This is a genomic window from Bradyrhizobium sp. WSM2254 (genome assembly GCF_000472645.1).
GTDB classification, from domain to species: Bacteria; Pseudomonadota; Alphaproteobacteria; order Rhizobiales; family Xanthobacteraceae; genus Bradyrhizobium; species Bradyrhizobium niftali.
The window spans coordinates 22,467-41,865 of sequence record NZ_AXAB01000018.1 but is presented as its reverse complement, the minus strand read 5'-3'; the positions used below and the strand labels follow the sequence as shown (position 1 = coordinate 41,865).

The window sequence follows — 19,399 nt, the reverse complement described above, 5'->3', positions numbered from 1 at the left end:
TCCTTTTGATGAAGTCCATCTCAACTCGGGATCGCTGGGCGCCTCATGGGCCGAATGGCGGACCAGGCACGGTCCCACAGGGCGATCAACCCGCGGGGCTCAGCGATCAGAAACGCAATGATGAGCGCACCGATGATGATACGCTGGCTCATCTCCAGCACACCGGAATCGAAGACGCTGCCGAACAAGGCGGCGCCGATCCGCGACAGTAGAAGCGGGAACACGACGATGAAGGCCGCGCCGGCGAAAGATCCGCGCAGCGAGGCCAAGCCGCCGATGATGATGATGAACAGGATCTGGAACGAGCGATCGAGGTTAAAGCCGGCCGGCTCGACCGTGCGCAAATACGCAAACGTCCAGAGCACGCCGGCGACGCCGATGAGGAAGGACGAGGTCGCGAAGGCGAGCAGCTTGGTACGCAGCAGCGGCACGCCGATCACCTTTGCCGCGATCTCGTGGTCGCGCACCGCGACGAAGTTGCGGCCGGACTGGGAGCGTACAAGTCGCAGGGTCAACAGCATCAAGACGACCACGATCGTCAGCGAGAAGACGTAACGTTCGGCGGCGCTGGTAAACGTGACGCCGCCAATATTGAGAACCGGCGCGTCGATCACCCCGGACGGATTGTCGTTGGAGAACCAGCCGAACTTGGTGAGCGCCCACTGCACGAAGAATTGCGCGGCCAGCGTCGATACCGCGAGATAGAAGCCACGCAGCCGCAGGCTCGGCAGCCCGAACACGATGCCGATTGCCGCCGCGGTGCCGCCGGCCAGCACCAGATCGACCAGCAGCGGCAAGGCCGGGACGCGAAGCTGGAGGTTGTAGGCGGCATACGCGCCGACAGCGAGGAAGGCCGCCGAACCAAGCGAAACCTGCCCCGCATAGCCGGTGAGGACGTTGAGCCCGACCGCGGCAAGCGCCAGCGCCAGGAATGGCGTGAGCACGGCATCCAGCACATAGTCCGATCCAGCAAGCGGAACGACGCCGTAGGCGGCCAAGATCGCGATGCCGATCCACAGGGTCTCGGCCGAAGGCCAGCGCAGTCTGGCGGGCGTAAGAGCGGTCATAGCCTACACCCTTTCCACCAGCTTCTGGCCGAACAGGCCAGATGGCCGGATCAGCAAGAGCGCGAGTGCCACGACATAGGCTGCCCACGCTTCGATGCCGCCGCCAAAGAACGGCCCGACATAGACCTCTGCCAGTTTTTCGATGGCGCCGACCAGGAGACCGCCGACGATTGCACCGGCGATCGAATCGAACCCGCCGAGCACCAGCACCGGCAGCGCTTTCAACACGACGAGCGACAGCGAGAACTGCACGCCGAGCCGTGCGCCCCACAAGAGGCCGCTGACGAGAGCAACGATTCCGGCCACCGTCCAGACCGCGGCCCACACCCGCGGCAGGCGGAGGCCCACCGCAAGGAACGATTCCGGCCACCGTCCAGACCGCGGCCCACACCCGCGGCAGGCGGAGGCCCACCGCAAGGGCGGCAAATTGATCATCGGCTACGGCACGAAACGATAGCCCGGTGCGGGTATAGCGAAAGAACAGCGCAAACAGCGCAACCAGGCTGCCCGCGACGGCCGCCGCAAACAGGTCGAACTGACTGATCAGCACGCCCGCCACTTCGAACGGCGTGTCGCTGATGCCGATGTCGAGACCATGCACCTGCGTGCCCCACAGAAGCTGCGCAGCGCCCTCGATCACGTAGGAGAGACCGAGCGTCGCCATGAACAACGTAATCGGTGGCTGGTTGACCAGTGGCCGCAGCACCGCCCGCTCAATGACGATGCCTAACAGGATCATGATCGCCAGCGTTGCCGCCAGCGCCGCGGCAAACGGTGTACCACGCTCGACCAGGCTAACGAAGGTCAGCGCCGCAAACAGCAACATCGCGCCTTGCGCGAAGTTGAGCACGCCGGAAGTCTTGTAGATCAGCACGAACCCGATCGCCACCAGCGAGTACATCACCCCCGAAAGCAGGCCGCCAATCAGAACCTCAATCAGAAATTGATAATCAAACATCAGATCGCAAGCTCCGTATCGTCCTCATGCGCGACGCCGAGATAGGCATCGATTACTACTGGGTCGGCACGGACCTGGTCGGGCGTGCCGTCTGCGATCTTTCGTCCGTAATCGAGCACGGCCACGCGGTCGGACAGCCCCATCACGACGCCGATGTCATGCTCGATCAAGACGATGGTGGCGCCGAAGCTGTCGCGGGCGTTGCGCACATGCTGCGACAACTCCTGTTTCTCCGCGACCGTCACGCCGGCGAACGGCTCGTCCAGCAGCAGGAGTTTTGGCCGCACAACCAGTGCCCGAGCCAGTTCGACCCGCTTCTGGAGCCCGTAAGGCAGCGTTCCGGCCATGCGATCTTGAACCTCGGAGAGGTGCAGGAAAGAGATCACCTCTTCCGCAGCCGCGCGATTCTCTGCCTCGATCCGCCGCGCCCATGGTGAGCCGACGATCTGCCGCAAAAAGCCCGCGCGCACGCGATGCGCCAGCCCCATCAGCACATTGTCGAAAACGGAAAGCCCCTTGAACAGGGCAAGGTTCTGAAACGTCCGGGCCACGCCATGCGCGGCAAGCTTCGACGTCGGCACTTCGCGAAATGAGCGATCGCCGAACCACACCTCGCCCTGATCGGGTCGATAAAGCCCGCTGACGATGTTGAGCAGCGAGCTTTTGCCGGCGCCGTTCGGGCCGATCACCGCCCGGATTTCGCCCTCGGCGACGTGCAGATCGATATCGCGAAGCGCCGCGACCCCGCCGAATGTCAACGAAATATTCGCAAGTCCAAGCACCGGCCGCGCGAGCGTTTGGCCGGCCCGCTCGGTGCGGCTCGCTATCGCCTCATCCCGTTCTCCACGCGACGCACGCACGTCTCCATCCGGAGGCAGCTCCTCCAGCCGAAGTACGCCGGCTCCTGTCGCAATCCCCGCCACCTGGCTGCCTTTCCTTGCGCCTATTCAGCAGCCTGAACGTGCGCGGGCGCTCTCGCCTCGAGCTCGCGGACCAGCGGGATCACATGCTTGCCGAAATATTCGACCTCTTCCTGGAAATGCAGGAACCCCAGCAGAATCAGATCAGCGCCCGCGCGTTTGAGCTCGATGATGCGTTCGGCGACCTGCTGCGGCGTGCCGATCAGATTCGAGCGGAAGCCGTCGTTGTACTGGACGAGATCCTGGAAGGTGGATTTGGCCCAATTGCCCTCACGCTCGGGGCTGGCATTGCCGGCATTCTGGACCTCATGGTGGAAGCCACGCACGGCATCCGGGATCGCTTTGTCGAGAATTTCCTGCAGGACGTCCCTGGCTTCCTTTTCGGTTTGCCGGACGATGCCGAACGCGTTGATGCCGATCTTGGTTCGCCAGCTCTTGCCGAACGCGTTTTCCTTGCTTCTGATGTCGTCGACTTGCGTCTTCAGGCCGTCTGGGGTGTTACCGTTGGTGAAATACCAGTCGGAGACGCGGGCGGCCATGTCGCGGGCAGCGCGCGAGGAACCGCCCTGGAAAATCTCCGGCAGCGGGTCGAGCGGCTTCGGCTTCACGGAGTAGTCGCGAAATCGGTAGAAGTCGCCGTTGAAGGTGAAGCTCTCCTCGTTCCAGATCCCACGCAGCGCGTTGATGAACTCTTCCGAGCGGCGGTAGCGCTCGTCATGATCCAGCCAGGGTTCGCCGATCGCATGGAATTCACCGCGGAACCAGCCCGAGACGATATTGACCGCGACCCGGGCATTGGTCAGGTGGCTGATCGTCGCAATCTGCTTTGCGGCCAGCGCCGGATTCCATGGGCCGGGAAGGATGGCGGCGATGACGTTGAGCTTTTCGGTGGCTGCGAGAAGTGCGTGCGAGAAGCTAACGGATTCGTGCTGCTTGTCGGCACCATAGCCTGCGGTGAAGCGGATCTGGCTCAATGCGTAGTCGAAGCCGGCCTTCTCGGCGATCTGGGCCAGTTTGCGATTGTAATCGATTTCCCAACTGGTGCGCTGTTCGATCGAGGAAATGACGAGGCCGCCCGACACGTTCGGCACCCAATAGGCGAATTTGATGGCATTGTTGTTCGTGGTCATGCTGTCACCTCACGTGATTGGCTTGTGTTGGGCGAACGGCGGGTTAAGGCAGGCAGCACAGTGCATTCACGCCGCTCGGGACAAGCGGGTGCATACCCAATTCAATCCGACGCTAAGCTAGAAGTCGTAGAACTCGTGGCGATCTGCGGTGCAGGTGCGTTGACGCAGGATGGTCTCATCAACAGAGCCGCGCGCCCACCATAAGACGCGAAGTACTCCGCGTGGCGGAACGATCGGCCTCCTCGACGAGATCATTGCAAACCATCAGCGCTTCCCTTTCTCAAGCACCATTGATTGATGGTCGATAGTCCCAGAGAACCCATGAGCGCGCGAGTCTAAGACCAACTCTTTTTTGAGGTATCCGGGAAACTCGTTTTTTTAGATTCGCAACAAGCGGCTTGTTTGTTGCTGCACGAGCAAGATTCGCGTCGCACAATCACCGATGCCGACACTCCCTGGTCGCGACCGTCTGAAGCGGACGACTCCCGCGTTGGGAGCGCAACCATTCATCTTCAAGCGGTCAGCGTTGCCTCCAACCGTTTTGTGGTGCTTTCACCTGGCCCTGACCCGCGCCGACGGCCGACGCCGCGCCCCTCAGCCGTGGGAGCGCGAGCGCTCGACGGGTCCCACCGCCCCCACACAAGCCGAAACCTCTGTCTACCCTGGGCTTTATGGCGCTTGATTGCCGGCGCCGCGGCGTTGCTCGACAAGTGCCCTCGCCGCGCGTTCCGCAGCGCGGGCGGAGCCGAAATGACCGCCGTCGAGGCTGTCAAAGACCCGCTCCGATGAGAAGAAGCGATAGCCACGTCCGTCGCTGACGACGATACCAGCGGTTCGATCGAATACTTCGATGACATAGGCTTGGGACATGTCTGCTCGATCGCCGGCATCCGGCGCTCCTGCCTGATTGTTGATCAATTCGGATTTGTTGGTACGATCAGCTACAGACGCCGGTCGCAGCCGAGACGGCGCGATGTGGCATGCGGCTTCGCATGTCGAACATCAACCTACCGTTGGTCGTTGGCATTGTGGCGACCCTGAGCAGCACGATCTACTGCTGACGACTATCCGGCAGGACAGCACGATGGTCAATGAAATGGCGATCCAAAGTTGACGAATTGGCGCGGCGCCGCATTCATCTCAGACTCGAAAGGAGCAAAGTTATAGCGACGCCGGCTGCAGAAGGTCGTTGCGGCGCGATGCCTCCTGATCGACACTGGCTCGACGCGCGGCCCCAAGCCCCGCATTCGCACTCGGGCACATGGATCATTACGCGTCTCCCAACCTGCAAGCATCGACACTATGTTGCTGAAATGAATTGTCCTGCTCGCGTTTTTCGAGAGAATTTCCTTTCTGCCAGTCTACCCCCTCACACGCACAAGGTTGAATCGGTTCCCGTCGAGACCGCCGGGTGACGCCGCAACGTTTCGTCCGTTCGACCGAAATCGGCCCACAGTGTTGGCGAGGTCATCACCGTGACGACGACGCCGCCCGCGACGGCATGTGACTTCGATCGACCGCTGGTGCCGGATTGCGGCGCGGCGCGCGCAAAGCAGTGACGTGTCCGTTATGAGCTCGAGTGTGCTTCATCCCGATCGTGCCGATGCACAACGCGCCTGGATCGGGACAACATCGTCTCCAGGCCGCTCGGCAAATATCTGCCGGCGGCAACGCGTCACCCCCCTCGCAAACACCCCCCGTGAGATCATTTGGATGCGTACCTCCCCGCCGATGCACGGCAGATCCGCAAGCTGTCCATGGTGGCGAGCGTTGATTTGGCGTGAAAGCATCCCGCACAACGAGCAGTTGGCCGCCGCCATCTCCGAACGCGCTGTCAGAATTATCTGCGTCGGTCGACTCGCTTGGGCTGTTAAACGCCAACCCACGAGGCAGAAGTGACGAAATTCGAAAGCCGGTTCGCAGGGCGTTGATACCTATGGAGAACCCGAGGTCGCCGGCGACACTCGTCGGAGTCCCACGAGGCCTCCGCGTTCCAATGTCGATTTGAGTATGATGTGAGCACCTCGAATGGCTAACCCCGTGCGTCCGGCCGCGCTCATACAGCTCGTCCATCACGAAATTGCGCAAAGAGTGCTTCCGCGTGCGGGTGCCGGTGGATGCTGACAGATCTATACAAAATCACGAGCTTGCCCGAGCTGGGCCGGCGACGCCTGATGACCGTGGCTGCGGCCGGCTTCACGGCGCGTCTTTGTTGCGGCCACTCTCCTCACGGCAGAATGGCATGCGGTCCAGCTGGATCAGCTGAAGGCGCTTGTATCGCACGTGACGTCAGGTTGTAGGCTGCCAATTCGAGTAGGCGACTTCCTTCGTTCTCCGGATAGGTTTTACACGAGCGTGACAGAGGCCTCTGTGGATATGCTTGATGTCATTGGCATCGGGATCGGCCCGTTCAACCTCAGCCTGGCGGCACTGATTGAACCTACCCCGCTACGCGCGCTCTTTTTAGAGAAACGCGAGGGATTTTGTTGGCATCCGGGACTGGCGTTGCCAAACAGCCGGCTACAAGTGTCGCCACTCAAGGATTGCGTGACCCTGGTAGACCCTACCAGCCCCTATTCTTTCCTCAACTACCTGGCACTACACGGGCGGCTCTACAGCTTCGTCAACAGACGCGACGCCTCAACCTCGCGGCGGGAATTTACCGGCTATTACCAGTGGGTCGCACGACGGCTCAAGACGCTCCGCTTTGGCGAAGAGGTTGTCGACGTAGCGCCCTTCAGGGACGGCTACCGCGTCAACACGAGCACAACCACATACCTCGCGCGCGCTGTGGTGATAGGAGTTGGCGTAGAGCCGAAGATTCCCGCGTGTGCTAGGCCCCTGATCGGCAACGCCGTCTATCATGCGGCCGAGTATCTCGAGCGGGATCCACCTTACGTCGGCGAGCATGTGCTCGTGGTGGGAGGTGGTCAGAGCGGCGCTGAGATTGTTGAGCACATGCTTAGTCGTCCCGTAGCGGCGCGGATTACGTGGGTGACGTCGCGGACAAACCTGTTTGCAATGGACGACAACAGTTTCGTAAACGAGGCTTACATGCCGGGGTACAGCCGGCGTTTTCACGCTCTCCCGCTCCACCAACGTCGTGCCATCGTGGAGCACGAGAAGCTCACAAGCGACGGCATTTCCGTCGAGTTGTGCAATCGCCTCTATGACCTGTTGTACGAGCGCGGCGTGGAGGGCACGCTGGATGACAGTTTTCGTTTGTTGTCCAGCATTGTCCTAACGGACATCACATCCCACAACAAACGTTGGCAAGTCGATCTGAGTGAGATCGCGGCGCCGCGAAATCACAGCATCCTGGTTGATCGCATAGTGCTCGCCACAGGCTTCCAGCCGCGCACCCCGCCCTTCTTGCGAACGCTCCTCCGGGGTGCGCGCATGGAGGATAGCCTGCCTGTCGTCGGCCCGGACTACGCGGTCCGGTTCGATCAACACATGCCAGGGCCGGTATATTTGCAGAACCAAAGCCGCCTGCAGCATGGGCTGCAGAGCGTCAATTTATCACTGGTCGCATACCGCAGCAGCCTCATCATCAATAGCCTGCTCGGACAACCGTTTTATCTGGATACGTCAGATCGGCAGATCCTGGACGGTTATGACACATCAGACATGCCCGAACCATGCGGTCGGGATGCGATGCCGTCCACGCAACACATGGCCGCAATCACATGAGCCGAGCGTCGTTCTCCCCCCTCCACAACCGTCGTGTTGATGCGTCCGCTACAGCTGCGGACGAGCTATCTGTCAGGCTACATCACCGCGCCTTTGGACCATTTCTGGTCGCATCGATTGTTATTGCAGCAGCTTACGGCACGAGCTTCCTATTGCCGGACTACATGCAGGCGCTCGGTAAGAGTAGTGAAACCGCAGGCTTTCTGATCTCCAGCGCCATGGTTGTGACGATCGTGTGCTGCTGCTCGGCAGGCTGGGTCGCGCAGCGCATCGGCATTATGCCGACGGTGGCCGCCGCCTCGATCACCATGGCGCTAGCCATGCTGCTCGTTGCCGGCGCAGTCCTCGATGAGCGAGCAGCTTATGCTGGCGCTATGCTGATGGGCGCGGGATGGTCGGTGGCCTTCATCTTGTCGCCGCTGCAGATCATTCGCCATCTACGGCCCGCCGCACGTATCCAATCTTTGACCATTTTGTCCGGCTCACAAATGACCGGGCTCGGTTTAGCCGCTCCACTCGGTCACTTCCTGGCAAACGTCACCGGCTCTCTGGCCATGGTCTATGTACTGTTCGCGATAGCATGCGTCATCGCGACCATCTGCGTAGAGGTCGCACGACGTGCCATGTCGGGCCTGCCCGCAGTGCCGATGCCACATATCGAAATCACGGTAACTGCGACCGTAGCGCTCGTTCGAAAATCCACAGCTGCCCCCATCGCTATGATTGCGGTTGCCGCCTGCACTTTCTCGGGACTGTCGACGTATCAGAGCGCCTATGCCGCATCACGTCACCTGAATTCCGACTTGTTCTTTTTGATATTTACCGCGTCCAGCGTAGCGCTGCGCTTCTCTCTCGCCCACGTGATGGGCCGCCTGCCGATACACCGACTTGCGCTCATGCTCTTCGCAGCTACTGGTGCGTCACTGGTACTGTTCATTGTCAATACAGGCAGCACCCCGCTCTATATGGTGGCCACGGCAATTTTCGCGACAGGCTATGGGCTCACCTACTCCACCCTCAACGGAATGGCCGTCAATCTTGCTGGCGACCACGAGGTGTCCGTGCCCGTCACCTCACAAATCTTCACGCTGGCATATTTCCTCGGATTGTTCGGCTTTCCATTGCTCGCCGGGCAGTTGATCCGCGGATTTGGTCCCGACGTGATGTTGCTGACGCTACTGGGCGCGACGGCCTTGAATGTGCTGCTGGTAGCTGCGCTTCGAGGGAAGGCTACAACTGGTTACCTGTAATCTTGAGAAAGGAGCTCGCCTATGCTGACCGAGGCGCAAAAAGAGAAATGGCAACAGGACGGATATCTCCGGCTCGAAGGCTTCTTCGATCCAGCCGCTCGCGACGGGATTTCCAATTTCGTGGACGACGTCGCGCGCTGGGATGTAAGCGTCGACAAATGGATGATGTGGTTCGAGAAGACATCCGGCAATCGCAAGATTATCTCAAAGGTGGAGAACTTCCTGGATTACCATGACGCTCTGCGCGCGGCACTGTTGGCCGACGGCCGCATTCGCACGACTGTCGAGACGCTACTCGATGAGGACACGCGGATGTTAAAGGAGCTGCTGATCTTCAAGTATCCTGATAGCGGCGGCTACCGCCCGCACCAGGATATTTATCATATCCCGCACAAGATACCGGAACGCATGGTGCATGCAGTGGCAGCCATTGCCATCGACGATTCGGAGCCTGACAACGGCGGTCTTTTCTTCACGCCAGGTCACCATAAGGAGGGAGTGTTTCCAATGGATGCCGGCGGCGTGATCAATCCAGAGGTCGCCGAGACCTTCACATGGGAACCGGTGTCATGGAAAGCCGGCGATGTGTTTATTTTCGACGACTACGCCCCCCACTACTCACTGCCAAACAAGAGCAATCGCCCCCGCCGCGCGCTTTATCTGGTGTTCCAGCGCGCATCTACAGGAGGTCCAACGCGTGCCGATTATATGCGCATGAAGCGCGCCTACAACCCACCGGAAGGCAAGCTATCAGATCCGGAAAACCTGAACGCGCCTAACGGCATATTCTATCGCGATTGAGCGCCAATTCGGAGGAAGGACCGTCGTGCACACCAAGCAGATCGATCATTCATTGATGCGAACGGAATATGGCGTGCTGGTCTGCCGCCTGTTGGAGCATCTTCCGGATGGTCTCAGCCCCGGGTTCGGCGCCTCGGTGGTGGAGGTCGCACCCGGCGGTGCGGTCGATCTGCACGGGCACCACGAGCACGAACTGTGGGTGGTGATTACCGGGCATGGAGAGTTCGAAGCTGACGGTCAGATGAGGCCGGTGAGCGAGACAACGTTGTGTTACATGCGACCATACCAGCAGCACACTATCCGCAACGTCAGTCAGGACAGTCCTCTCAAATTTCTATCTATTTGGTGGGACTGACATGCGCACTTATTTTGTCTGTCCCGCCCCCCCCTGCCCCAACGGCAAGCTGCATCTCGGTCACGTCGGCGGCGTATACTTACTCGCCGATATGTTTACGCGCTTTCAGCGTATGGCCGGCCATCGCGCATACTATATTACGGGTGCGGATGAGCACGGCACGTACACGCTGGTGAAAGCACGAAAACTCGGCCAACCGGTTAGCGACGTCGCACAGAAGCACATTCACGAGATCTTGCAGTGCTTGCGCGCGGTGCAAATCACGCCTGATGCGTTTGTGCGTACATCTAGCGAGATCCACAAAGAGAATGCGCTGGCGATTTTCCGCGAGCTGCAGGAGGCCGGCTATGTCGACGTGCGCGACGGTGTCCAGCTCTATTGCGAACACTGCGACGAATTCGTGGCCGACTCGCTGGCAGTTGGCACCTGTCCGGCATGCGATGCGACTACCGACAGTAATTTGTGCGAAAACTGTGGCCTAGCTGTCCAGCACGACACCCTACGCGACGCGCGGCACACCACGTGCGGCAGCACACTTGGGCTAAGGCCGATCAAGCAGGCCGTGTTTGATATGCCCCGGCTGGCTCAGGTGCTGGACAAAGCCATCGGACAAAGCGCCTGGCCCGGGGTTATCCGCGACAAGGCGCGGACTTGGTTAGCCGGCGCCGTACATGGCTTGCCGATGTCGCGCCACTTCAGTCATGGCGTCAAGCTAACACAGCCTGAACATTTGATTGGCCAAACCCTACTCACATGGTTTGAAGGCCTGTGGAGTTTCGACACTGGGATTCGCGAGCTATGCGACCGTGACAATCTGGACGCCCACTCTGCATTGCACGATCCGAACACCCAGCTTTTGTTTTTCATGGGCCAAGATAACCGTTTTTACTACACGGTAGGTGTGACAGGCACCCTGCTCGCGCGCGGCTACCCAATTCCCAAAAATCATTCCGTCCAGGACTTCTACAAGCTCGAGGGCGAAAAGTTTTCGACCAGTCGTGACCATGCCCTTTGGACCGATGAAGTGACGCGTGAGGTCGACGCCAGTGTACTCCGCTACGCGCTGGTGCGAGTGGCCAAGCCATTCGACAGCAATAAGAACGACTTCGATGTCGAGAGCCTGATCATGGCAGCGTCACGCCTTCGGATCTGGGAGGATGCGTTACGCCACTCAGCCAACAACGCACGCATAGTCGACAGCAAGCACGTCTGCCCTACTCTCCGCAGCCTGGTTCAACGTTATGCCGATGCGATCGAGTCGCTGCGTTTCTGGGATGCGCTTGATATCATCGACACGTATCTGGAGGCGGCCGACTTTGCGCGCGAGGATAATGGTAAGTGGAGTGCTGCGAAGGTCTCATTGTTCCTGAGTCTGCTTTATCCCGTGGTACCTGAGCTAGCGATACGCTACGGTCAGCATTTCTTCGGCGCAGCCTGGCAGCCGTCCCTCAAGAAGCCTGCTGCAGCAGCTGCCTTGCCGGGCGCGAGGGTGGACTTCCCTTATTTCAGTGCGGCGGTATCTGCGAACTTCATTGCAGCGTACAACACGCGTTTTCGCACAGAACAGGTGAGGCAATCTGTTTGAGAGACAAAACCATGACTTCGCGGGCCTCCAACCGCAGCGCCCTCGCTCAGGGCTTTGCCCCGTTCTCCTACTCAGGTGCGAAGCACGCCATCAATTTCGGTTACGGCCTGCCCGATCCGGTGATGTTTACAGAGCTGGCCTGGCCGGATGCATTTAACCGGGATACCGGGGTCGCATCCGCCGATCTGCCGCAGTATACGGATGCGCTCGGTTTACCCGAGCTCCGTACAAAGCTCGCAGGGCGCTACGGTGTGCGCCATGACCAAGTTGTCCTTACGGGTGGCGCTTCGCAGGCTTTACAATTGATTGCCGACGCTTGGATCGACCCAAGCGATGTCGTCCTGACCGAGGACCCGTGCTATTTGGGCGCACTGCGCACCTTTTCGATAGTGGGTGCGAACGTCCTCCAGCTCGGTATGTGCGCAGAGGGGGTCGATCTGAATGAACTCGAAGCAATGTTGCATAGTCATACCCGCGTCAAGCTTTTCTATACGACGCCAGCATTTCATAACCCGACTGGGCGCCGGATGTCGCGCACCCATATGGCCCGGGTCGCAGCGCTGCTGGACCACTATGGCGTGGCGTTGGTACAGGATCTTGTGTATGCGGAGCTGCCCTATAACGGCACGGTTGATTGGCTGGCACCAGGCGGCAACGTGATCAACATCCATAGCGTCTCCAAGGTCGCCGGACCGGGGTTACGGGTAGGCTGGGTGCTTGCGGAGTCGGACATCATCAACAGGCTTGCACGGCTAAAATGCGATGGCGGCGTAAGCCCCATCGTCAGTAATATCGTTCTAGCGTTGTTGCAATCTGGCGCCATTGATGCGCACATTGCGCGCCTGCGCCAGCATTATCGTGCCAAGCGGGATATCCTGCATACGCTCTTGCAGTCCAGCCGCTTTTGCGAGCCAGAGTATGTCGTACCACGCGGTGGTTTCTCGTTTTGGGTGCGGTTGGCCGCTGGCATCGAGGCTGAGACTTTCATTGAGGCTGCGCGTCGCGAGCACGCCGTTCACCTCATAAATGGTCGCAATTATGGCCCACGAAGCGGCGATCATGTACGCCTGTGTTTCAGCTATCTCCCCACATCGCTCATTGAGCAGGGCCTGGCGCGATTGGGGACCTTGCACGCGACCTAACTAAGCTCCACACACATAACGTCGCCTGCTCCCGCACGGCTTCCAGCGCGATCTTTGCCTTCAAGGTCGCGTCGATCTTGCGCCTGGTCTTCGTCGTCATCATGGGCTCCGCCTATCAAACGGAGCGGCCCCTTCCAATCAAGTCCGTGGCCCGAAAATCGGGGTACATTACAATCCAGCTGATCTTGTCGGATATCATTCAGTGTCGATTGTCGGTGTTGAGACAGTTCGAGCAATGTGACGCGACGCACGGCTCTTGAAGATGCTTGGATCAAGGGCTTGCAGAAGCGCCAGTTTCAGTTCGGCACGCCATTTGCGTATGCCAAGGACATCACTGAGCAATCGGTGATGTAGGGGCGGATCCAGCGCCTGACAATACCCGACGTTGGGCCATCCGTTTGTAATCGGACCGAGGTGGCATGCAACGGTACGCCTGGGCGGTTGCGGCGCGGTCGCGGTCGCTCACGGCCTCGTCGGGATGCCCTGGTTGTACGAACACGAAACCCCGTGCGTACGACAGGACGGTGTCCCTGTACGCAGAAACATTGTGAATAGATGGAAATCCAATGCAGCCTATTGAACGAGCCGCGTTTCCACATCCGGACCACTGGCGCTCCAGGTTCGAAGATTTGCCTTTGCTGATAGAGGGCGAATCGAAGGTGATCCGCGCTATGGACGATCAGAACGTCATCGTGCGTTTAAAGCCCACGTTGTTTTCGTACTCCGCAAATCGCGCTGCCACAGTTGAGGGCACCGACTGGTTACGCCTACGCATCAGCGAGCGGCTTTGGCGGATGCTAGAGACTGAGGGTGTGCCTTCCACGGTCGTTCACGTCGGTGAAGACTATTACATCAGTCGGCGAGTTGCGGCTCCGCCTATCGAGGTCATCGTGAAGGCGGCCTATGTCGGGACACCAAAACATATATACCTCGGGTTGGAGACTTTCCCGACGCGTCATGGCGGATACCTCCGACCCGATCAGCGACACGAACCCTATGTACGCTTCGACTGGCGCAACCCACTACCGCATCGGGACGAATGCATGCCGAATTGGCTCGCGGACCGCTTCATCGATACGGATGCTGCCAGGCATTTGGCTTTGCGAGCCTTCAAGGCGCTGGCGAGAGTCTTGGCATCGTGCGAAATCGAACTCCTCGATATTTGCTTTTTTATCACCGCCGAAGGCGATGCGATATTTGGCGAGGTTTCACCAGACTGCATGCGAGCGAAGCACGCGTCAAATGATCTCGACAAGGACCTTTGGCGTAAGGGCAAAGACCCAGAGACTATCCTCCGCCAGTGGCGAGCGTTTCTGGATCGGCTGAAAGCGCTTCCATGAAGATGAGCCATCCTGGAGCCGTCATCTTCGACTGGGGGAATACCCTTTGCGACTATCCATTGCGAACCGAGGCCGAACAGGTTGAGTTCTTGCATGATTTCCTCACCGATCCGTCCAGCTTTACAGATTTGGCCACTGTCACAGCGCCGAGATCCATCGCTGGCGTAGCGTTGCAGGCGCTCAACAGAGAGCGCGAGGATTGTTGTGTGGTTTCTTTCTCCGACCGGTTGAGATGCGTACTGGCACCCGACATGGATGACGCGGATGCAGCGCTACTCGAGCTGCGCCTCTGCAAACGAATTTTTGCTAGTGGCCAGCTCATGCCAGAAGCGGAGACAGTCATTGCTACAGTTCGCCGAATGGGCTACCGGACGGCGATCTTGTCTAATACGCCTTGGGGAACGAGCCACAGGTTGTGGCGAGCCGAGGTAGGTCGGCACACAAACGTCAGCCGCAACTGCGATCTTGTCATGTTCTGCGGCGATTGCGGTTATCGCAAGCCCAGCCAAGCCGCTTTTGAAGCCTGTTTAGACCTTTTGCGTGAGGCGCCAGACGGGGTCGTCATGGTAGGTGATAGCTTTCGCTCGGATGTTCTGGGCGCACGCGGCGCGGGATGCCGAGCAGTGTGGTTTTGCCGTGACGCCTCGTTGCCAAAAGACGAATCGGTCGCTGTCATGACGACGCTCGATGACATCATTTCGCTCCTCGGCAAGGGCGCGTAAGCAGTATCGGTAATTTTCATTTCTAAGAAGCGTTTGTGACCCGGATGCCCCTGCGCGCACCCAGATTGAGCACTACAGTTGGTGCGCCGGGAAACCGGGAAGGAGTAGGTGGTGGGTCCACTGCGAAGAGGGAGTAGGTGCTGCTCTTCGCTCTTCACCGGCACGAAGCGCATGCACAGTTGCGTCACCGCCTCGCAGATTGCTTCTGCATCGGCCGCGTCGTTCTTGCCGCGCCTGAGGTAGGCCTTGACGTAGCTCGGTGCTCTAGCCGGACCTGTTGGCCGAGCGCGATCAATTCGCGCGCCCAATGGTGCGCACGCCTCGATACCGATCAGGCACCGAGCGAGCCCGGCTAAGAACGACGGCAGATCGATCGGTCGCGCAGAAACGCTGGCGTCGTCTTGATGGCCACGATCACTTGCCAAAACTCGTTCTCGGTCTGACATTCAGCGACGGGATCGAGGTCAGTCAAGCCCCAGTTGCCGCCTCCTGACCGGCCAAGTCGTCACCAGAATTCAGCTATAGCTCGCGATGACGCGGCAACCAGCTGAGCGGTTGGGCGAGGAACGATTATAGCAGTGAACGCAAGCTCACGCGCCTCCCAATCATGATAGGGGAGCTGCGCTCCGGCTTGCGATATTGTTCGACCATTCAAACCGTTCAATCGCTCGCAACCGAAAGCCCCGCAGCGGGCGGAAAATGATCGGTCGGTCCATTCAAAAATCGTGGAAAGCTCTCAGAGCCGCCGTGGGAGTTCGCCCAGGCGAGCTGAGGCAAGATGAGAGGTTAAGGCCGGAGGGCGATCATGAATACAAGATTGGCAGGTCATGCGCGCCAGAGCGCATATGATGTTCTTCTGAGCGATCTGGATGTCAGCGACGTCAAGCGCTTTCAGGATGACAGCATTTGGCCCTATTTCGAGCGGTTACGAAAGGAAGATCCCATCCACTACTGTAACGATAGCCCGTACGGTCCCTATTGGTCCATAACAAAATACCACGACATCGTTGCAGTCAACATGACTCACGGAGTGTTCTCGTCAGAGCAAGGCGTCACGATCGTCGATTTGCCGGAGGAGTATTGGACTCCGAGTTTCATCAAGATGAGTCCTCCGAAACATGGCGAGCAGCGCAATACGATCAGCCCGATAGTGGCACCGGAGAATCTGGCCAAGCTCGAGGGCTTGATCCGTCGGCGGGTCAATGCCATTCTGGATGGCTTGCCGCGCAATGAAACCTTCGACTGGGTCGATAAGGTCTCGATCGAGTTGACGACGCAAATGTTGGCGACGCTGTTTGATTTTCCATTTGAGGATCGGCGGCTGCTGACCTATTGGTCTGACGTCGCCGCCACAACTCCGCGAACTGGCCACGAGATCGACACCTGGGAGAAGCGACGGACAGTCCTGTCCGGGTGCCTGGACTATTTCACAAGACTTTGGAACGAGCGCAAAAATGCCGAGCCCCACGTGGACTTGATTTCGATGATGGCGCACTCACCGGCGACTCGGAATATGGAGCCACGCGAGTTCCTGGGCAACCTCATCCTGCTGATCGTGGGCGGGAACGACACCACGCGCAATTCGATGAGTGGAAGCGTATTGTTCATGAATCAGAATCCGTCCGAGCTCCGGAAACTACGCGGGAATCCTGTGCTCGTGTCGAGTGCCGTCTCCGAGATCATACGCTACCAGACGCCGATCGCACACATGCGCCGTACCGCCGTGGTCGATATCGTGATTGGCAACAAGCATATCAGACGAGGCGATAAGGTCGTCATGTGGTACATTTCCGGGAACCGGGACGATGAGGTCATCGACCAGGCCGACAGCTTCGTCATCGATCGGAAGAACCCACGGCAACATCTCTCGTTCGGATTCGGCATCCATCGCTGCGTCGGAAGACACCTTGCGGAACTGCAGCTGAAGATCCTTTGGGAGGAAATGCTGAATAGGCGCCTCGACATCAAGGTGGTCGGCGAGCCGGAACGAGTCGCATCTAACTTCGTGCACGGTTATTCCGCCCTCCCAGTGCAGATGGTCGCTTAGGGAATAGGCTCCTCCTTGCAATCGATCTGAGATGAGCCGGAGCTTGCAACCGTGAGCCGGTCCGGGCAGCCCCCACGCTGCGAGAGGTGTTCTCGCGATCTTCGAAAGCACCGGCGGATGTCCAGGCACTTGTCGAATATTCGATGAGTGCACTCCCGCCAACGCCGTCGGCGCAAAAGCGAGTTCATTAGGCAATGTCGGCGTGACGACGCTCAACGTCGTCACCCGAGAAGATCGTGCTATTTGCGGTTTTTCGTGTTGGAGAGTTTCTCGCCTGGCCCGTCCTTGGCCTCCCCTTTACCAGCGGATATCAATTTCGACTTGTCGCCGCTGCCGAACGTGAAAGTGTCAGCGCCGGCGCTGATCCCATTCCATACCACGGGCTCGGCGAGCGAGAGGAGCCAAAGCCCTTGAAAACCCGATGCGGCATTGAGCTGTCCCGTCCATACGGTCGTTGAGCCGCAGCCGCCGAAGTTGACTGTAAAGCTGATCGCTGTGCCGCTATTGGTTTGGGCCAGCCAGCCTGTCATCGACTGAGGAGCGCCTTCGTCGCAGCTATTCGTTGCGTTATTTGTATAGGTGCCGGAAATGGCGCCCGTGCTCCGGTCGTAGCTGTTGACCGCCAGAACCGAGCCGTATTGGTTGTTCCAGGTCCAGATGGGCTGCGCCCGTGCGGGTGCCGCCATTAGCAGCCCAAGGCCAGCCAAAGCCATCCATCTTGTGAGTGTCCGTTTATCTTGATGCATCACCGACTCCATATCGCTTCAGAAAGATCGCGCTTTGCCTATAAACCTTTCTTTCAAGTTTACAATCACAGCGAGCATTCTATTAAACCGCCCTTAAGAGTTGCTTTATTCGATATGCCGTTTAGGTTTGGGCCAATCGTGCTTTTCATTCAGCACGGCGAGGGACAACTTCCTCCACAATGTCGGTCGGCGCCGACGCATCGGTCTAACCCATATGTGGGAACGGCCTAGGCCGCGAGATCTTTCCTCGTTGAACAAGAGATGACTGTGCAGTCATGAGTTCGGCGTCGAGTAAGGCACTTGGCCGCTGGCGAACGCCCAGCTCCCTGCGCCATGCTTTCATCAAACAAAACGGCCACTGTAGTAGTGGAACATATTATCTTCCTGTAGACGGCAGTGGCGTCGTCTCGGTCCGAGCGGGCAATATCGGATACTCAATCTTGGGCAGCTGCCCGGTCAGCGAATTCAGAAACGCGACAATATCGTTCTGTTCTTTATCGCTAAGCTTGGCGCCAAGCTGAACTTCTGCCATCACGCCGACAGCTTGCTTAAGGCTCCAAACCTGACCCGAATGGAAGTATGGCGGTCGCAACGCGACGTTGCGCAACGGTGCTGCACGAAAAACGTATTCGTCGCTGGCCATCTTTGTGACGGCGGATCGGCCTTTGTCGGCGGTCGGAAGCAGGCTTGTGCTTGGTCTTTCGACGGCGCCAAATGGAAAATAACCCTGTCCGCCGACGTTGATTCCATTGTGACAGGAGGAGCATCCTGTTTCCATAAAGAGCTTCAATCCTGCTTTCTGCTGATCATTGAGAGCATTTGGATCGCCTTCAAGGTACTGATCGAAAGGAGCTGCGGGCGTAATGAGAATCGCTTCAAAGGCCTCAATCGACTTCGCGAAGTTGTCAAAGGAGACTGGCGATGCCTCGCTTGGAAATGCCTTTTTGAACATGACCACATAGTCGCTCATCGAGTTCAGCGTGTTGATCACATGCTCTGGGGTTGCGTTCATTTCAGCACTCGCCTGCACGGGACCCTTTGCTTGCGTCTTGAGATCCGGCGCCCGCCCATCCCAGAACTGCGCCACATTGAAGACTGCGTTATAGACGGTTGGGGCTCGACGTGGCCCTAGTTGCCAGCCGTGACCAACCGACGTCGGCCCCGCATCAACTCCGCCTGCACCAAGATTGTGACAGGTATTGCAGCTAATGATCCCGCTAGCCGACATTCGCGGATCGAAGAACAGCATCTTACCGAGTTCGATCTTATCGTGGGTGACCGGGTTGTCCTTCACCGCGGGAACGACCGAGGGGATCGGCTTGAACGTCCGCCTAGCAGCCTTCATCAAATCATCTTCTGCACCAGCATCTGACGAGACCAGTATCGCAATGGCCGCAACACACAACTTGCGTACAAAGTGGAATTCCGGGATCGCGGACTTCTTTCTAATAAGTATCATCGGGTACCAGTTCTCATTGATGCTCTGGGGAATTGGAAGGCATGACGCCGCGTTCGGCGCCCCCTCGCGCTAGCGCGCTGCAACCCCACTCGATATTCACGCTTCACGCCCGCAGTAAGCCTTTACAAGAAAGCAAAACGCTTCAGTGTTCGTTCACGCATAGTCGATTCGAGAAGCTGCCCAT

Annotated in this window: 15 protein-coding genes and 2 pseudogenes; 9 read left to right on the top strand and 8 right to left on the bottom strand. The window is 58.8% G+C overall.

The window, feature by feature from the left end; genetic code table 11:
• Positions 1-20 precede the first annotated feature (20 nt).
• From A3M7_RS0113210 to A3M7_RS0113190, 5 genes and pseudogenes are all read right to left on the bottom strand, one after another.
• A complete protein-coding gene (locus A3M7_RS0113210) occupies positions 21-1,067 on the bottom strand; it encodes a branched-chain amino acid ABC transporter permease (protein ID WP_027544380.1) in 1,047 nt (348 codons plus the stop codon).
• A gap of 3 nt (positions 1,068-1,070) precedes the next feature.
• Positions 1,071-2,025 (bottom strand): annotated as a pseudogene (locus A3M7_RS0113205) (branched-chain amino acid ABC transporter permease).
• Positions 2,025-2,852 (bottom strand): ABC transporter ATP-binding protein, encoded by an 828-nt coding sequence (locus A3M7_RS0113200; protein WP_371090186.1) that lies wholly within the window; start codon positions 2,850-2,852, stop codon positions 2,025-2,027. The pseudogene A3M7_RS0113205 and the gene A3M7_RS0113200 overlap by 1 nt, the downstream one beginning before the upstream one ends.
• Positions 2,853-2,968: 116 nt before the next feature.
• Entirely contained in the window at positions 2,969-4,075 is a 1,107-nt protein-coding gene (gene sfnG, locus A3M7_RS0113195) for a dimethylsulfone monooxygenase SfnG (protein ID WP_027544378.1), read from the bottom strand.
• 669 nt (positions 4,076-4,744) lie between these two features.
• A complete protein-coding gene (locus tag A3M7_RS0113190) occupies positions 4,745-4,945 on the bottom strand; it encodes a hypothetical protein (RefSeq protein WP_027544377.1) in 201 nt (66 codons plus the stop codon).
• A gap of 1,506 nt (positions 4,946-6,451) precedes the next feature.
• Between A3M7_RS0113190 and A3M7_RS44000 the strand changes: the two genes are divergently transcribed.
• The 8 genes from A3M7_RS44000 to A3M7_RS0113145 all read left to right on the top strand — a co-directional run bounded on the left by A3M7_RS44000 (position 6,452) and on the right by A3M7_RS0113145 (position 14,963).
• A complete protein-coding gene (locus A3M7_RS44000) occupies positions 6,452-7,768 on the top strand; it encodes a lysine N(6)-hydroxylase/L-ornithine N(5)-oxygenase family protein (protein ID WP_084302114.1) in 1,317 nt (438 codons plus the stop codon).
• 152 nt (positions 7,769-7,920) lie between these two features.
• Positions 7,921-9,018 carry an MFS transporter gene (locus A3M7_RS0113180; RefSeq protein WP_245284232.1) on the top strand — a complete coding sequence of 366 codons (1,098 nt, stop codon included), beginning with the start codon at positions 7,921-7,923 and terminating at the stop codon, positions 9,016-9,018.
• Between the two features lie 21 nt (positions 9,019-9,039).
• A complete protein-coding gene (locus tag A3M7_RS0113175) occupies positions 9,040-9,819 on the top strand; it encodes a phytanoyl-CoA dioxygenase family protein (protein WP_027544375.1) in 780 nt (259 codons plus the stop codon).
• Between the two features lie 25 nt (positions 9,820-9,844).
• Positions 9,845-10,174: a cupin domain-containing protein gene (locus A3M7_RS0113170; protein WP_027544374.1), complete on the top strand. Its 330-nt coding sequence runs from the start codon at positions 9,845-9,847 to the stop codon at positions 10,172-10,174.
• Between the two features lies 1 nt (position 10,175).
• Positions 10,176-11,759 (top strand): class I tRNA ligase family protein, encoded by a 1,584-nt coding sequence (locus tag A3M7_RS0113165; protein ID WP_027544373.1) that lies wholly within the window; start codon positions 10,176-10,178, stop codon positions 11,757-11,759.
• Positions 11,760-11,770: 11 nt separating this feature from the next.
• The gene (locus A3M7_RS0113160) at positions 11,771-12,901 is read left to right on the top strand and encodes a PLP-dependent aminotransferase family protein (RefSeq protein ID WP_027544372.1); all 1,131 of its coding nucleotides are present in this window, start codon (positions 11,771-11,773) and stop codon (positions 12,899-12,901) included.
• A gap of 566 nt (positions 12,902-13,467) precedes the next feature.
• The gene (locus A3M7_RS0113150) at positions 13,468-14,241 is read left to right on the top strand and encodes a phosphoribosylaminoimidazolesuccinocarboxamide synthase (RefSeq protein ID WP_027544370.1); all 774 of its coding nucleotides are present in this window, start codon (positions 13,468-13,470) and stop codon (positions 14,239-14,241) included.
• Complete coding sequence (locus A3M7_RS0113145) at positions 14,238-14,963, top strand: HAD family hydrolase (protein WP_027544369.1); 726 nt, start codon at positions 14,238-14,240, stop codon at positions 14,961-14,963. Before A3M7_RS0113150 ends, A3M7_RS0113145 begins: the two co-directional genes overlap by 4 nt.
• A 140-nt stretch (positions 14,964-15,103) precedes the next feature.
• Here the strand turns inward: A3M7_RS0113145 and A3M7_RS46440 are convergent.
• A pseudogene (locus A3M7_RS46440) lies at positions 15,104-15,322 on the bottom strand (IS110 family transposase); the annotation flags it as partial.
• 446 nt (positions 15,323-15,768) lie between these two features.
• On the opposite strand from A3M7_RS46440, the gene A3M7_RS0113140 reads away from it, so the two are divergent.
• Positions 15,769-17,010: a cytochrome P450 gene (locus tag A3M7_RS0113140; protein ID WP_027544368.1), complete on the top strand. Its 1,242-nt coding sequence runs from the start codon at positions 15,769-15,771 to the stop codon at positions 17,008-17,010.
• Positions 17,011-17,249: 239 nt separating this feature from the next.
• Here the strand turns inward: A3M7_RS0113140 and A3M7_RS0113135 are convergent, their stop codons facing one another.
• A complete protein-coding gene (locus tag A3M7_RS0113135; protein ID WP_049823387.1) occupies positions 17,250-17,756 on the bottom strand; it encodes an avidin/streptavidin family protein in 507 nt (168 codons plus the stop codon).
• Between the two features lie 376 nt (positions 17,757-18,132).
• A complete protein-coding gene (locus A3M7_RS0113130; RefSeq protein ID WP_049823354.1) occupies positions 18,133-19,215 on the bottom strand; it encodes a cytochrome-c peroxidase in 1,083 nt (360 codons plus the stop codon).
• Positions 19,216-19,399 lie beyond the last annotated feature (184 nt).